Below are 15,489 nucleotides of genomic sequence, written 5' to 3' on the forward strand. Positions count from 1 at the left end.
ACTATAATCCTATCAAATTTCTAAAAATGTTATACCCATAATAAAAACACTTTTCCACCGGATAATGGTTTCCACAGAAAAGTGTTTTTTCTTTGTCATATACTATAGTAAAATACTTGGATTTTCTGCTGTTACAAAGAAAGTCTCTACCGTTGCAGACAGATACTTCTCTGCATATTCTACAATCATTGAAATAGCTTGTTTCAACTCATTCTCTCGCCCCTCTTCAACATTTTCCATAATAAGAAAAGCATTTGTAGTGTTGCCTGTAATCATCGTACGTTCTCCATCTCTCCAATTGAAACAACGACAAACTGCACCTTGTTCATCACGATAACATAACTCTCCCTCTAATGTAGGGGAAGATTCTGTATCTCCTATTAAATAAAACTCATCTCCTCCACTTGTAATTCCCAATTTTAAATCCCCAACAAAAGCATCCATATCTTCAGCTCCACAAGGAAATCCGAACTGTAATGATGCAGAGTTATAAATATCTACCAACGGATTGATGGAACCTACCGGATTTTCTTTTTCTACTCGCTTTAACAAAGCCTCAATACTACATCGAGCTCCCTTCTTTGTTTTAAACTTCTGATATGCACTTCTCCAATTTGCAACAATTGGGTTTTCATTAAATTTATCTTTTACCAAAAATTTTTCAGCTTCACGATTACTTTTTGACAAAAGAGCCTTCAATTCTTGTGGAACCTCTCCATCATTTTTAATTCCTTTCAACAATACTACACCTAATGTTGCATTTGGAAATAAATTCCAAAAAGATTCTTCTGCAATAAACTGACTCATCTTTGTTCCTCCTTATATGACACTAATATAAAAATCCTCTTTCTCCTATTTTATTATTTTTGATTATACCATAAAAATCACATTATTTTTTTGTTTTACTCCTTTTGTATATTGTAGTACATTTTAAATTTTCTCTTCTATATCTTGTGTTTTTAAATTTTTTTGAAAAAAATAAAATTCGTTGAGTTGTTTGTAATTACTCACTTTCTTTTTTTATAAAAAAATCGGTATTTTTTACAAAAAACTCTGTACCTCTCTATTTGTAAAGTATAGAAGTTATTTTCTACATATAGTGTGTAATTTTGTAATATTTTTATTTTTATAAGTATATATTGTATTTGTTTTGTTAATGTAGTATAGTAAGTTATAGTCATCGAATAAGAGAGTATTTTTACATAAAATTTTTTCGATTTCTACCAATATTCGTACAAATAAAATAATTATAATAAACAGATGAGGTGCTAAATATGGGATTACAGGTAATCAAACGAGATGGAAGCAAGGTTCCTTTTGACAAAGAAAAAATTGTCGTTGCCATCAAAAAAGCAATGGATAGCAGTACCGGCATTTATGAAGACGGTCTTGCTGAAAGAATTGCAACAGAAATTGAAGAATTTGCTCGTTCTTTGAAAAGAGATCTTACCATTTATGGGATTGAAGATCAGGTGTACTACAAGCTGATTCAGTATGAAAATCCAGCGACCGCAAGAGCATACGAAAACTACAAAGCTGTCCAAGCCTTCAAAAGAAAAGTAAATACCATTGACGAAGATGTCGTTGGAATTCTAAATCGAAGCAATATCAATGTTTTGGATGAAAACTCCAACAAGGATGCCAAAATTGTATCCACACAAAGGGATTTGATTGCCGGCGAAGTATCCAAAGACATTGCCCGTCGTTTAATTATTCCGACTGACATCGTACAAGCACATGACAGCGGTGCAATTCACTTTCATGATATGGACTACATCATTCAACCGATGTTCAATTGTTGTTTAATCAATTTGCATGATATGTTGACGAACGGCACTGTTATCAACGGCAAAAAAATTGACTCTCCAAAATCTTTCCGAGTAGCATGTACCGTTACTACCCAAATTATTGCACAAGTTGCGAGCGGACAGTATGGCGGACAAAGTATCAACGGGATTGACCGTATCTTGGCACCTTTTGTTAGAAAATCTTACCAAAAATATTATGATAGTGTCGTGGAAGAACAAAAAGAAATCTACGGGATTGAGCCTGATTTACAAAAAGCTGAAGAAATTGCTTGGAAGCGCACTCGAAAAGAAATCAAAGACGGTATCCAAACGATTCAATATCAAATTAATACCTTGATGACAACAAACGGACAAGCTCCTTTTGTTACACTGTTTATGTACTTCCAAGAAGGATATGAATTTGAAAAAGAGGCTGCCTATATTCAGGAAGAAATTTTATTGCAACGATATGAAGGAATCAAAAATGAACAGGATGTCTATGTGACACCTGCTTTCCCAAAACTGATCTATGTACTGGATGAACACAATGTACATCCTGACAGCAAGTATTACTATTTGACCAAACTTGCTGCGAAATGTACTGCGAAGAGAATGTATCCGGACTACATTTCCGCAAAGAAAATGCGTGAAAACTATGAAGGAAATGTATTCAGTCCGATGGGATGTCGCTCTTTCTTAGCTCCTTGGAAAAACGAAAAGGGAGAATATGTATTTGACGGTCGTTTCAATATGGGAGTCGTTTCATTGAACCTTCCTCAAATCGGAATTTTGGCGAACGGTTCGGAAGAAAAATTCTTCGACATTTTGGAAAAACGACTTCAATTAGCAAAAAAAGCGCTTCTTCTTCGTTTTGAACTCTTGAAGAATGTGACCAGCGACTGTTCTCCGATTCACTGGCAATACGGTGCCATTGCAAGATTGAAACCACACGAAAAAATAGACAAATTTATGGATAACGGTTATGCAACCTTATCTTTGGGCTATATCGGTGTCTACGAAGCAACCAAGCTGATCAAAGGTGTTTCTCATACCGATCCTGTCGGTACTGCGTTTGCACTCAAACTGATGGATGTCTTGAAAGATTCCGTTGCAGAATGGAAAGCGGAAACCGGTATCGGATTTGCACTCTATGGAACTCCTGCCGAAAATTTAACCAATCGTTTTTGCTCGATTGACCGTGCAAGATTTGGAGAAATCAAAGATATCACCGACAAAGGCTACTACACAAACAGTTATCATGTCGATGTAAGAGAATGTATTTCCGTATTCGATAAATTCAGTTTTGAATCTGAATTCCAAAAACGCTCCACCGGAGGATGTATCTCCTATGCGGAAATTCCAAATCTAAATCACAATCTCGAAGCAGTTGAAATGATGATTCAATATATCTACGACAATATCACTTATGCAGAGTTTAATACCAAGTCTGATTATTGCCATGTTTGCGGATACGATGGCGAAATCAAAGTAGATGATAACAATCAATGGTTCTGCCCTCAATGTGGAAATACAGAACGCACCAAACTGACTGTGATTCGCAGAACTTGCGGATATTTGGGCGAAAATTTCTGGAATGAAGGACGAACCAAAGAAATCAAGGATCGTGTGTTGCATATCTAATGAATTATGCACAAATCAGGCAGTTTGATATTGCCAACGGAGAAGGTATCCGCACCAGCTTTTTTGTGACAGGGTGCACACACTGTTGCGAGGGATGTTTCAATGAAGTATACCAAGATTTCAAGTATGGACAGCCATGGACAGAGAATGAGACGGAACTTATTCTTTCTCATCTCTCTCATCCGATGGTAAAGGGTCTTACTATTTTGGGAGGGGAACCATTTCAAAATGTAGAAGGATTGCTTCCTGTCTTGCAAAAAATAAAACAAGAGTCTCCCAAGACCATATGGATTTATTCCGGATATACCTTTGAACAGCTTTGTTCCGATGTAGACAAAAAAGAGCTGCTCGGCTTATGTGATGTTCTTGTAGACGGTCCGTTCATCTTAGAAAAAAGAGATTTGACCTTACGTTTTCGCGGTTCTTCCAACCAACGAATTCTCGATGTCCAAAAATCTCTTGCATTCAATCAACCTATTGAATATGTACTTGCAGAATGAAACAACTTTCATTCTGCTTTTTTGTATCGGAAATGGAATAATCATCACATCTTGCGTATCAAACAACGATGGAAAACTCCTACCATAGTTTTGTATTCATTTTTATGGTAAGATGATACAAGACAAGATAAAGAAGATACATCATCTCTAATCACTAATATACCGGCAATGCCGTCAGTTGTCGGAATCAAAAGGAGGAAGATTGCATTGATTGAAATCCAAACAGGAAACATTATTTTTCCGGAGTTAAATATAACTGTATCACCTCTCTTACACTATTCTGATTTTATCTCTGTTTTTCCGACGGATCATATTCTACAAATCAGAGATATGAAAAACGGATACATCTGGTACGATATGAGAGAAACAATTTATGATAACAAAATCCCTGTTTATCTATGCTTTAATCCACAAAAAGCTCTTGAATTTGTGAACCTTTATCCACAGAGTTTTGACATAAATGCCATTCGTCACTGGGAAGAATGGTCCCCCGAAGAAGTAGAGAAAGATAAAAAGTATTGTGATGAATGGCTTATGAAATATTGCAATTTACAAAATGAAGAAAACTTTTTTTCATGGGGTTCTGTTTCATCTTATTTTGACCCGCGCTCGTGCAGCAGCGGTATCTCGATTCACTACACAAACAGAACTGATATGTAACTCATCATTTGATTGAAAACATAGTAACCAATCTGAAAAAGTAAACACGCTAAAAAATGAAACACCCTAAAAATTAACGCTCTGTAGAGGAAAGCGACCTATCCCAAGTCCCTTTCCATCTCCGGAGCGTTAACCTTATCTTGATAACAATACCTATCTTCACTGCCACAACAGAGAAATCATTACTCACACTTCAATGTATATATCACTACTGTACCGTGCGGTTGATTCTCACGAACTTCAATTCCATACTGATTTCCGTACAACAGCTTAATTCTTTGATCGACATTTTTCATCCCGATTCCACCTAATTTTGCTTTAATCAGATTTCTGTCATTTTCCTCTACCGAAGAAAAATATCCTACTCCGTTGTCAGAAACCGTAATGATGAGCTTCCCGTCTCGTTTTTCATATACAATCTCAATATAGCCCTTACCTCTCTGCGGTCGAATTCCATGATAAATAGAATTTTCTACGATCGGTTGCAAGATTAATTTCGGAACAGAAACAGACAACAGTTCTTCCTCTCCCTGGATTCGGTAACAGATTTTATCTTCATAGCGAGTTTGTTGTATTCTAAGATAATTCTCTGTATTGGCAAGCTCCGATTGTAACGGAACAAGCGTCTGATGAATATCCAATGACAGTCGTAGCATTTCTCCCAGTGATTTGCTGACGGCAACCACTTTTTCAGTCTCTCCAAACTCAGCTAACCATAAAATGGTATCCAAGGTATTGTACAAGAAATGAGGATTGATTTGACTTTGCAAAGCCTTTAATTCAAAAAGGCGTTTTGCATTTTCTTTTTGTGCAATATCTTCGGTCAAGACCTTGATTCTGTCCAAAAGAGCATTATATTCTGTCGTCAATGCGACAATTTCAACCGAACTGTTTGAATTGACGGCGATATGACCCCACGATTTATCCAGTGACATCATTGCATTTTGTAATTCTACAATCGGTTTGGTCAATCGTCTGGAAATCATTACACTTAAAGCAATGCTTGCAAAAATCAGCAAGAAATTCACCAATAAAATTCCCTCTATCAACTTTTTCTTTAATAACATAGTACTTTCTGTCGAAGAAACACCAATCAATCTCCAATCGGAATGCGGTATCTCTGCACTTGTAACAAAATAATGAGGCAGTCTTTCTGTACCTTCAGCCAAGGATACCAGTTCTTTTTTCTTCTGTTCATTAAAAAATACACTTTCGTCCGGATGATACAACACATTGTTTGCATTATCCAAAATGTAGGCATATCCTCGTTCTCCCAAATCAATGGACGAAATGTAATCTTCAATAAAACGATAGGAAATATCAATCAGTACGACACCCAAATGATTTCCGTGTTCATCAACAATTTCATGACTGATAGAGATAACCAGATTTTCACGATCCATCACAAAATCACCGTGACGAAGTGAAGTAACCACAGGCATTTGATTAGACTGTACCGCTACCTTATACCACTCTTCATTCATCATATTCCTGGACAACGGCATTGCCATATCACTGTTGCTGGTAATTGCAAACCCGTTCTTAGAAATAACGGCAATCGTTTGAATACGCGGGTCACTGCTCGCCGATATATTCACCATTGTCAGCAACCCGTCTGCAGACTTGGAACTCGGATTCTCCAAAATTTCAGAGATTTGTGGATACATCGCAATTAAATTACTCAGTGTTTTGATTTTATCAAGATAGCTTGCAACATAATCGCTGGTCTGTGCAATGGACTCTGTCGTCTGCTTTTCTCTGTTATCCAACAAAATTTTTGATGCGGAATAATAGAAAATGACGGAAAGAGATATTACAATACCCAGAGAAAACGCCAGGAAAGAAAAAGTAATTTGGATATTGATTTTTGAAAAAAATTTTTTTAGTTTCATATCATCGTATCCCTTGTCTATACTGTTTCGGTGTAATTCCCCACAGTTTCTTAAACTTCGTAATAAAGTAGTTTACATCCTCTACTCCGATTTCCTCTGCAATCTCATAATTTTTCATGGAAGTGGTAAGCAACAACAATTTTGCCCTCTCCATTCGCTTACGATTCACATAATCCTGAAACGGAATCCCATAAATCTGCTTAAACACACCGCTGAGGTAATTACTGTTAAATCCAATATCGCCCGCCATTTTAGAAAGAGAAAGTTCTACTGAAAACAGATTTTCAACCATATAATTTTTGATGATGGATTCCATATCTTCCCCATCTGTCAGCACTATATCTTCTGTTACATGACTATCATTGCACAATTGCAGATATTCCGTCTTCTTGTTTCTTTCAACAATGATAGCTACAATTTTTTTCAAAACAGACTCAATATCTGACTTGGAAATCGGTTTCAAAATATAGTCGTCCACTTTTGCACGAATTGCAGTCTGAGCATATTCAAAATAATCATATCCTGTCAAAATCACAATAAAAATCTCAGGATGCTTTTCTTTCATGATGGATGAGGCAGTCAAACCATCCATATTCGGCATATTGATATCCATGATAACAATATGCGGTTTCTCGGTTTCTACGATTTCAATTGCCTGCTCACCGTTCTCTGCCTCAAATATCTCTGAAATTCCCATCTCATGCAAATTTGTAAGTTTTTTTATTCCGCGTCGAATCAACGGCTCATCATCTACAATTAACAGCTTATACATCTCTGCTCCTATTTCACTAAATACATCAGATACTCGTATCCTTCTTCTTTCATCTTATCCAACGGAATAAACCGAATTGACGCACTGTTGATACAATATCGCAATCCTCCAAGCTCTTTGGGTCCATCTTCAAACACATGTCCCAAATGCGAATTTCCACTTCTGCTTCTCACTTCTACTCTACTCATATTATAGCTGTTATCTTCTTGGTATGTCACTACATTTTTCTCAATCGGCTTAGAAAAACTCGGCCAACCGCACCCTGATTCAAATTTGTCCTTTGAAGAAAACAGCGGTTCTCCTGTTGCTACATCCACATAAATACCCTGTGCTTTGTTATCCCAGTATTGGTTAGAAAAAGCGTGCTCCGTATCATTTTTTTGTGTCACGCGATATTGAATATCTGTCAATTTTTTCTTTAATTCTTCATCACTCGGTTTCGGATATTTTTTGGGATCAATGATTTCTTCTGTTGCAAGACTAAGATCAATATGACAATATCCGTTTGGATTTTTTTCCAAATAATTTTGATGATACTCCTCCGCTTTCGCAAAATGTTCTAAAGGAAGGACTTCTACTACAATTTTATCGGAATATTTCTGTTGCTCTTTCTCAAGCACAGATTGTATTACCTTTTTCTCTTTTTCATCTGTGTAATACACTCCCGTTCTATACTGCGTGCCTCTATCATTACCCTGCTTGTTCATACTGGTCGGATCTACAACTTTCAGATAATCGTATAGAAGCTTTTCCAAACTCACTTTGGCAGGGTCATATGTGACCTCAACCGTTTCTGCATGACCGCTGTTTCGGTACAGTAAATCTTCATATTTCGGATTTTGTGTCTTACCGTTTGCATACCCGTTAACAGCATCCGCTACTCCATAGATACGCTCCATATATGCCTCAATTCCCCAAAAACATCCCCCGGCAAGATAGATTTTCTTGAGATTTGATTTGGAATAATCAATATTTTTGTTTGGGTTGTTTGATGTTTTTTTCATTGTACCACCCTTTGTAATCATCTGTATTTTATTCTCTAACGTAGGATTTACGGATTCCTTTTTTTCTGCTTTCGCTGTACCTGCAATCGTACATCCTATAACAACAGTTGAAAACAAAATAACCGCTCCTAATACTTGAATGTTTTTCACAAATAACACCTCCTGTTTTTTATTTTCTCTTATTACATTACATCTGTTTTTTATTTCTTCTTATTACATCTCTTTTTCACAACTTCATAACCTTACTTTTTAACATATCATACTATAGATTTTTTATACTTGTTCATCATCCTTCTCATTTTCTTACAATCGCATTCCAAAAAATGTCCCGACTGAATTGTTTTTATGAAACTATCTTAACAACACATTTCTTATATCTGAGATTTATTTTACAGATTCAAATACTTTTTCAATCGTTTCTTTGTCCATATGTCCCGGTTGAACACCGATTAAAACACCGTCCGTTCCCACAATCGCAGAGGTAGGATAGGCACGGACACCATAGTTTTTCAACACTTGTCCGTCTTCATCAAACAGAACTTTAACATTACTGTATCCCAGACTGTCAAACCATTTTACAAACTCTTCTTTGTTTTTCTCCCCATTGAATTCCGGTGCAACAACAGTTACCACTTCAAAATCGTTATTGTTCTTTGCCAACTCATTCAGCTCTTCCAAGCCCGACAAACAAATCGGACACCAAGATGCCCAAAATTTGATATATACTTTTTTACCTTGCTGACTACTTAGTGTAAAGGAATTTCCTTTCGTATCCTTCAAGCTGAAATCTGATGCTAAATTCCCTTCATTGACTTTTTTCATTTTTTTATCCTTTTTTGTTTCCGTTTTTGTCATTTCTTTCTTTGTACTTTCTGTTTTCGCATTCTTCATTGTATTTTCCGAGTTTTCCGGTTGTTTTGTTTTTTCCTCTTTTTTGCCATTGTCTTTCATCTTCATATCATCTTTCATCTTCATATCATCTTTCATCTTCGTATCGTCTTTCATCTTCATATCGTCTTTCATCTTCATATCGTCTTTCATCTTCATATCGTCTTTCATCTTCGTATCGTCTTTCATCTTCGTATCGTCTTTCATCTTCATATCGTCTTGCATCTTCATATCATCTTTCATTGCATCATCTTGCATCGTATTTTCTGTTGTTCCATTCATTTCTTGTTGCTCCATTTGTGTTGTATTTCCGCCACATGCAGTAAGTCCCAACGCCATTACTCCGATTGCAAGTGCTAATTGAAATTTTTTCATCATAATCTCCTCCGTTATACATTTATTCTTTTCATACGATTCCGGTTAAACCTTGTTCTAACCGAAATATCCTTATTGTTCATTTGTATCCTATCATTAAAAATAACCCATCTTATTCTAAATTTATTTCATTAAAATAACTTTTCAAAAAATACGGTTAGTGATACCAGTTGATTTCCCATCAACATCAATCCCATGATTGCCACCAAAACTCCGCCTGCTCGCTTGATTCCAATAATATGTTTTTCAAAAAAGCTGAATCTCTTCATGACAAATTCTGAGGCAATTGCCATAATCAAAAACGGAATCATCAAACCGACTGAATAAATCATCATCAGAAATGCTCCATACAATTCTTGTCCGCTACTTGCAGATGTCACCAATACTGCTCCCAATATCGGTCCGACACATGGAGTCCATCCTAAGCTGAATGAAACACCCATCAAGTATGTTCCCAATGCTTTTGTTTTGCTATTTTTGAACTGTACCCCCTTTAACGAATCGAATTTTTTAATATGAACCAAATCCATCTGATGAATTCCAAGTAACACAACCAAAAATCCTGCTGCGAAGAGAACCCATTGGTTGGAAATCCACTTTCCTAAAAATCCCGCTCCGAATCCCAAAATAATAAAGCTTGTCGATAACCCCAGCACAAAGGTGCCTGTTTTAATCATTGCTCCTACATTCCATTCCGTATTTTTGATACGGATTTTTTTGTACTCATGCTCCGAATCCGTCAACAATCCGATATAGATGGGAATCAACGGAAATGTACATGGTGCAAAAAACGATAAGATTCCCGCGATAAACACACTGCTTATCAATACTTGTTGCCCAATCATTTTCTTTTCCTCTTTTCTAAACTTTTAAACTTTCCATAATACTTTTGCGTCTATTCTTTTTTTTCTATCTATTTTTTGTCTGTCAAAGAAAAACTGATAGAATAGACATCGAAATAAATTTCGATTGCATTTCTGCCAAAAACAAAACTTATTTCAACTTTACAACCGATTGTATTTTGTTATGTACCCATTATAAGGACCATTTTCAAAAAAGATAATAGAATATGCTTTCCAAAAACTTAAATATTATCAGTATTTAAAAGTTTCATATGTAAATAGACTCACTATAAATCTACCGTTGTTTGATATCATCAAATTTATGAATATTTTCTTTCCTCTACATCTGATTATAAATAACATCGGTTGCACTTTCTCAAACAAACTTTCATAAAAATAATCATACTTCATTTCATCATCACTTCTCCTTTTCACACAAACAATTCATCCCGTTTCTGTTTTTATAATATCTACACAAAACCTACACTTTCTCTATTGAAAAAAACCTTAATTTTGGTAAAATGAGATTGGTTATACGGATACTGATTTCTTCTTTTGAAATTGTTTCCGTAACCATTAGAAAACATATTTTAACAATAATAGATTCCATCCGTTTGTTGAAGATAAGATAAACTGTCAAAGCACATCATAAATCAGAGTGGAAAATTGAACGATTCTTCTCACAAATCGGTTGCTTTGTCTCAAGTAAGAACATGTGGAATCTCATTCCTATCAGGAGGCTTTTATGAAAAAAATTGCTCTATTCGGAAGTACCGGCTCAATCGGTACTCAAACGACTTCCGTTGTAGATGAATTTTCTGACCGACTGGAACTTTGTATTTTGTCAGCACATTCCAATACAACTCTATTACTTGAGCAAATCAAAAAATATCATCCGCAATTTGTTTTTGTTACAAATCAACAAAGTTTTGAATTGATACAAAAAGAGTGTGAACATATCTCTGTTGTAGTGTTGTACGGCTGGGACAGTCTTTCCGATGTGCTGTCGTCTTGCAAAATCGACATCGCAATCGGTGCAATCAGCGGATTTGCCGGAATTTTACCAACTTTAATCTGTATCGAGCACAATCTTACTATCGGACTTGCCAACAAAGAAACCTTAGTTGCAGGCGGAGACTTGGTAAAAAAAGCATTGCAACAGCATCCAACCGCTCGAATCATTCCGGTTGATAGTGAACATTCTGCAATATTCCAATGTTTAGAAGAAAATCAAATCATAGATAAAATACTGTTAACTGCTTCCGGAGGTCCCTTTCATACCTTTACCGGAGAACAGTTAAAGCATATCAAACCGAAAGATGCTCTCAAACATCCGAATTGGTCCATGGGACAAAAAATTACAATAGACTCTGCCACTTTGATGAACAAAGGACTTGAAGTGATTGAGGCACAGAGATTATTCCAAGTGGATTATGATGATATCCAAGTTTTGGTGCATCCGCAAAGCATCGTACATTCTATGGTACAGTACCAAGACGGCAGCATTTTAGCACAGTTGGGACAAGCGGATATGAGAATACCGATTCAATACTCCATCTTCTATCCGAAACGAATGAAAAACTCCTTCACTCCGTTTGACTTCGGAGAATTTTTGAGTGTGACCTTCCAAAAACCGAATACCGAACTGTTTCCTGCACTTCCTCTTGCGTTTGAAGCAGGACGAATCGGAAAGTCGATGCCATGTGTACTGAACGCAGCAAACGAGATAGCGGTTCATGCATTTCTAAAAGAACAAATTGAATTTTTGGATATTGTTGCAATTGTGAAAGAAATGATGAATCAATTTCCGATTACTGAAATTACTTCATTGGAAGAACTGTTTGAATTGGATACCAAAGTGCGTTCTCATACCACGAACTATATCAACAGAAGGTGAACCATATGATAAAACGACAATTTACAAAGGCGATTTTCTTCATTGTTATCATCGTAATCGTAGCAGGACTGTTCTTTTATCGAGCTCCGCATCATAAAACAAGATACGGTGTGTGGATAGGACTTCATCCGGATGATATCGCTTCTTTAGAACCGTACGACACTGTTGTTATCGATGCGAGCTATTTCTCCAAAGAACAAATCGAACTGCTCCATCAACAGGGAAAAACGGTATACAGTTATCTCAATATCGGATCTTTAGAAAATTTCCGTCCCTACTTTGCAGAGTTTCAAGACATCACACTTGGAGCTTATGAAAATTGGGAGGAAGAATATTGGATTGATGTTTCCGATAAAGAATGGCAAGATCATCTGACTCAAGTGCTTGCAAAAAATCTTGTAGACAAAGGTGTGGACGGTTTCTTTTTAGATAATGCGGATGTATGGTACTTCTATCCGGAAGAAAAAATTTATACCGGACTTGCCGACATCTTGCAACAACTGAAACAGGAATATAAACTTCCTATCATAATCAATGGCGGAGACACATTTGTATCAACTCTTATCGATTCCGACAAAACCGACTTAATCGACGGCATCAACCAAGAAACTGTTTTTACCTCCATTGATTTTGAGCATAAAACTTTTGGAAAGCAAGAACCGGAACAGACAAAATACCTATGGGACTATCTGATGAAATGCCAAAAAGCGGGATTATCCGTCTACCTTTTGGAGTATGGCGAAGATAAGTTGCTCCAGAAAAAAATACAAAATGAATGTGAACAGTCAGGATTTGAATACTATATTTCCCCATCGCTGGAATTAAAATAAAACTCCACACAAAAAGTTACCTTGTATTAAACAAAATCAGTACAATTACTCTTAGGAGATTAACCGTATTCGGTTCAACAGAAAAGTACTGCTCACAGACTATTTTCAAGAGAGAATCTTCTTTAGAACAGATACGGTAATCTGTTTCTCAAATCAAAACTGATTTTTTTACGACAAATTTGTTCAGTTGGATGCCGAATTGTATCACAAAATGATTTTGATACAAAGTACTTGGCAAACCGATATAGAATAATTAAATGTATCCTATGAGATAAGAACAGAATTAGAATTAGAATTAACAAACCAACACCCTCCAATCAATAAACTTAGGAGGACTATTGCAAAACGACATTCGTTTTGTATCAGGTATCATACACATTTGCAATCATTATCAGTAGACACTCTTTCTTCTATCATAGATGGAGCAAGGTCCTGTCTACCAAAGGAGTATCTATATGTTACTGGAAAAAATACAATCGCCGGAGGATATAAAACATCTTAGCCCTGATGAATTAAAAGAATTGGCATATGAACTTCGTGCACGCTTGATTCAAGTCACTTCCAAAACAGGAGGCCATGTCGCTCCCAACCTCGGAACAGTAGAATTGACACTTGCACTACACTATGTATTCCACTCTCCGGAAGATAAACTTGTTTGGGATGTCGGCCATCAGGCATATGTACACAAATTGTTGACCGGTCGAAACAAAGACTTCGATTCCTTGCGACAGTTTCATGGCGTTTCAGGATTCCCAAAGCGCTCCGAAAGTGAGCATGACTGTTTCGGCGTCGGACACGCAAGCACTTCCATCTCTGCCGCAACCGGTTTTGCCATCTCTCGTGACCAAAAAAAAGAAAACAATGAGGTTATCGCTATTATCGGAGACGGCTCATTAACCGGCGGAATGGCATACGAAGCACTTGACCATGCCGGACATCTCGGTCTGAACATGACTGTTATTTTGAATGACAACGACATGAGCATTGATAAGAATGTAGGAAGTATGTCAGAATACCTGACTCGTGTGCGTTCCGATTCTACCTACAAAAGAACAAAGAATGAACTGGAAGGATTTTTGAAAAAAATTCCGGCACTTGGTCCAAAGATGTTTGATATTGCCGACTCTTTCAAGGACTCTTTGCGAAATCTTGTTGTACCCGGCTCATTTTTTGAAGAATTGGGATTCAAATATTTCGGTCCTATCAACGGACACAACCTTCCGCAGTTAATTTCTGTGCTTGAAAACAGCAAAAATTTTGATTGTCCGGTACTGATTCACTGTATTACAACCAAAGGAAAAGGGTATCTTCCTGCCGAAGAAAGACCGGATAAATTTCACGGTACAGGTGCTTATGATCCCAAAACAGGACAATCTGCCTCGTCAAAATCAACACCGACCTACACCGATATTTTTGCAAAAACGATGATAGCACTCGGCAAACAAGATAAACGCATTTCCGGAATTACAGCAGCAATGCCATCCGGAACAGGAATCGGTGCATTTGCAAAACAGTTTCCCGACCGTTCCTACGATGTCGGAATTGCAGAGGAACACGCTGTTACCATGGCAAGCGCAATGGCACTCGACGGTCAAAAACCTGTTGTAGCTATCTATTCGACCTTTTTACAACGCTCCTTCGACCAAATCATTCATGATGTAGCGCTCCAAAACGCACCTGTTATTTTTGCACTGGATCGTGGGGGTATCGTGGGAGAAGATGGTCCAACCCATCACGGGGTATTTGATTTGTCTTACCTTCGTATGATTCCGAATATGGTTATTATGGCACCGAAGGACGAAAACGAACTTCAAAATATGCTCTATTCCGCAACAAAATATGATGCTCCTACCGCAATTCGTTATCCTCGCGGAAAAGGATTAGGTGTTGCACTCGATGAAACATTCCGATATCTTGAAGTCGGTAGTGCTGAAGTGTTGCAAGAAGGAACGGATATCCTTATGATTGCTGTCGGAAGTATGGTACATCCGGCAACCAATGTCGCAAACACATTGGAACAAAAAGGGTATTCTGTCGGCATAATCAATGCACGATTCATCAAGCCGCTTGACCAAACTACGCTGCTTTCACAAATCAGCAAAGCAAAACATATCATAACATTGGAAGAAAATGTGCTTGCAGGAGGATTCGGAAGTGCCGTCAGTGAATTGCTCAAGACAAACGGCGATACAGACTGTTCCATGTTGTCCATCGGAATTCCGGATGAATTTGTCCCACATGGAAACACCGATATTCTAAAAAAAGAGTTACAATTGGATGAAGACGGTATCTTACAACAGATTTCTTCCTTCTTAGAGAATAAATAATCCAAAAATAAATAAATTCAAAGAATATACTATCATACAATCATTGGAGATTTCTATTAAGACAGTTTCTCCAA

At 37.0% G+C, this 15,489-nt stretch carries 12 protein-coding genes; 6 read left to right on the top strand and 6 right to left on the bottom strand.

The window, feature by feature from the left end:
- Nucleotides 1–102: 102 nt before the first annotated feature.
- Nucleotides 103–807, bottom strand: coding sequence for a B3/B4 domain-containing protein (locus tag HMPREF0389_RS06875; protein WP_014262906.1), 705 nt, complete (start codon nucleotides 805–807; stop codon nucleotides 103–105).
- Nucleotides 808–1,274: 467 nt separating this feature from the next.
- On the opposite strand from HMPREF0389_RS06875, the gene nrdD reads away from it, so the two are divergent.
- The 3 genes from nrdD (at nucleotide 1,275) to HMPREF0389_RS06895 (ending at nucleotide 4,588) form a co-directional block, all read left to right on the top strand.
- The gene (gene nrdD / locus HMPREF0389_RS06880; protein ID WP_014262907.1) at nucleotides 1,275–3,428 is read left to right on the top strand and encodes an anaerobic ribonucleoside-triphosphate reductase; all 2,154 of its coding nucleotides are present in this window, start codon (nucleotides 1,275–1,277) and stop codon (nucleotides 3,426–3,428) included.
- Nucleotides 3,428–3,928, top strand: a complete 501-nt coding sequence (gene nrdG / locus HMPREF0389_RS06885; RefSeq protein WP_014262908.1) for an anaerobic ribonucleoside-triphosphate reductase activating protein — start codon at nucleotides 3,428–3,430, stop codon at nucleotides 3,926–3,928. Before nrdD ends, nrdG begins: the two co-directional genes overlap by 1 nt.
- A gap of 207 nt (nucleotides 3,929–4,135) precedes the next feature.
- Nucleotides 4,136–4,588, top strand: a complete 453-nt coding sequence (locus HMPREF0389_RS06895; protein WP_014262909.1) for a hypothetical protein — start codon at nucleotides 4,136–4,138, stop codon at nucleotides 4,586–4,588.
- Between the two features lie 182 nt (nucleotides 4,589–4,770).
- Here HMPREF0389_RS06895 and HMPREF0389_RS06900 read toward each other — a convergent pair whose 3' ends face one another.
- The 5 genes from HMPREF0389_RS06900 to HMPREF0389_RS06920 form a co-directional block, all read right to left on the bottom strand.
- Complete coding sequence (locus HMPREF0389_RS06900) at nucleotides 4,771–6,480, bottom strand: sensor histidine kinase (RefSeq protein ID WP_041250840.1); 1,710 nt, start codon at nucleotides 6,478–6,480, stop codon at nucleotides 4,771–4,773.
- 1 nt (nucleotide 6,481) lies between these two features.
- The gene (locus tag HMPREF0389_RS06905; protein ID WP_014262911.1) at nucleotides 6,482–7,252 is read right to left on the bottom strand and encodes a response regulator transcription factor; all 771 of its coding nucleotides are present in this window, start codon (nucleotides 7,250–7,252) and stop codon (nucleotides 6,482–6,484) included.
- A gap of 8 nt (nucleotides 7,253–7,260) precedes the next feature.
- Nucleotides 7,261–8,406, bottom strand: a complete 1,146-nt coding sequence (gene msrAB / locus HMPREF0389_RS06910; RefSeq protein WP_014262912.1) for a bifunctional peptide-methionine (S)-S-oxide reductase MsrA/peptide-methionine (R)-S-oxide reductase MsrB — start codon at nucleotides 8,404–8,406, stop codon at nucleotides 7,261–7,263.
- Nucleotides 8,407–8,640: 234 nt separating this feature from the next.
- Nucleotides 8,641–9,519 carry a redoxin family protein gene (locus HMPREF0389_RS06915; RefSeq protein WP_014262913.1) on the bottom strand — a complete coding sequence of 293 codons (879 nt, stop codon included), beginning with the start codon at nucleotides 9,517–9,519 and terminating at the stop codon, nucleotides 8,641–8,643.
- 131 nt (nucleotides 9,520–9,650) lie between these two features.
- A complete protein-coding gene (locus HMPREF0389_RS06920; protein ID WP_014262914.1) occupies nucleotides 9,651–10,364 on the bottom strand; it encodes a cytochrome c biogenesis CcdA family protein in 714 nt (237 codons plus the stop codon).
- Nucleotides 10,365–11,106: 742 nt separating this feature from the next.
- On the opposite strand from HMPREF0389_RS06920, the gene dxr reads away from it, so the two are divergent.
- The 3 genes from dxr (at nucleotide 11,107) to dxs (ending at nucleotide 15,415) form a co-directional block, all read left to right on the top strand.
- The gene (gene dxr, locus HMPREF0389_RS06925; protein ID WP_014262915.1) at nucleotides 11,107–12,258 is read left to right on the top strand and encodes a 1-deoxy-D-xylulose-5-phosphate reductoisomerase; all 1,152 of its coding nucleotides are present in this window, start codon (nucleotides 11,107–11,109) and stop codon (nucleotides 12,256–12,258) included.
- Between the two features lie 5 nt (nucleotides 12,259–12,263).
- A complete protein-coding gene (locus tag HMPREF0389_RS06930) occupies nucleotides 12,264–13,088 on the top strand; it encodes an endo alpha-1,4 polygalactosaminidase (protein ID WP_014262916.1) in 825 nt (274 codons plus the stop codon).
- A gap of 455 nt (nucleotides 13,089–13,543) precedes the next feature.
- Nucleotides 13,544–15,415: a 1-deoxy-D-xylulose-5-phosphate synthase gene (gene dxs / locus HMPREF0389_RS06935; RefSeq protein WP_014262917.1), complete on the top strand. Its 1,872-nt coding sequence runs from the start codon at nucleotides 13,544–13,546 to the stop codon at nucleotides 15,413–15,415.
- The last annotated feature ends 74 nt before the right edge of the window (nucleotides 15,416–15,489 follow it).

Origin of the sequence: Filifactor alocis ATCC 35896 (genome assembly GCF_000163895.2) — a bacterium.
Lineage (GTDB): Bacteria > Bacillota > Clostridia > Peptostreptococcales > Filifactoraceae > Filifactor > Filifactor alocis.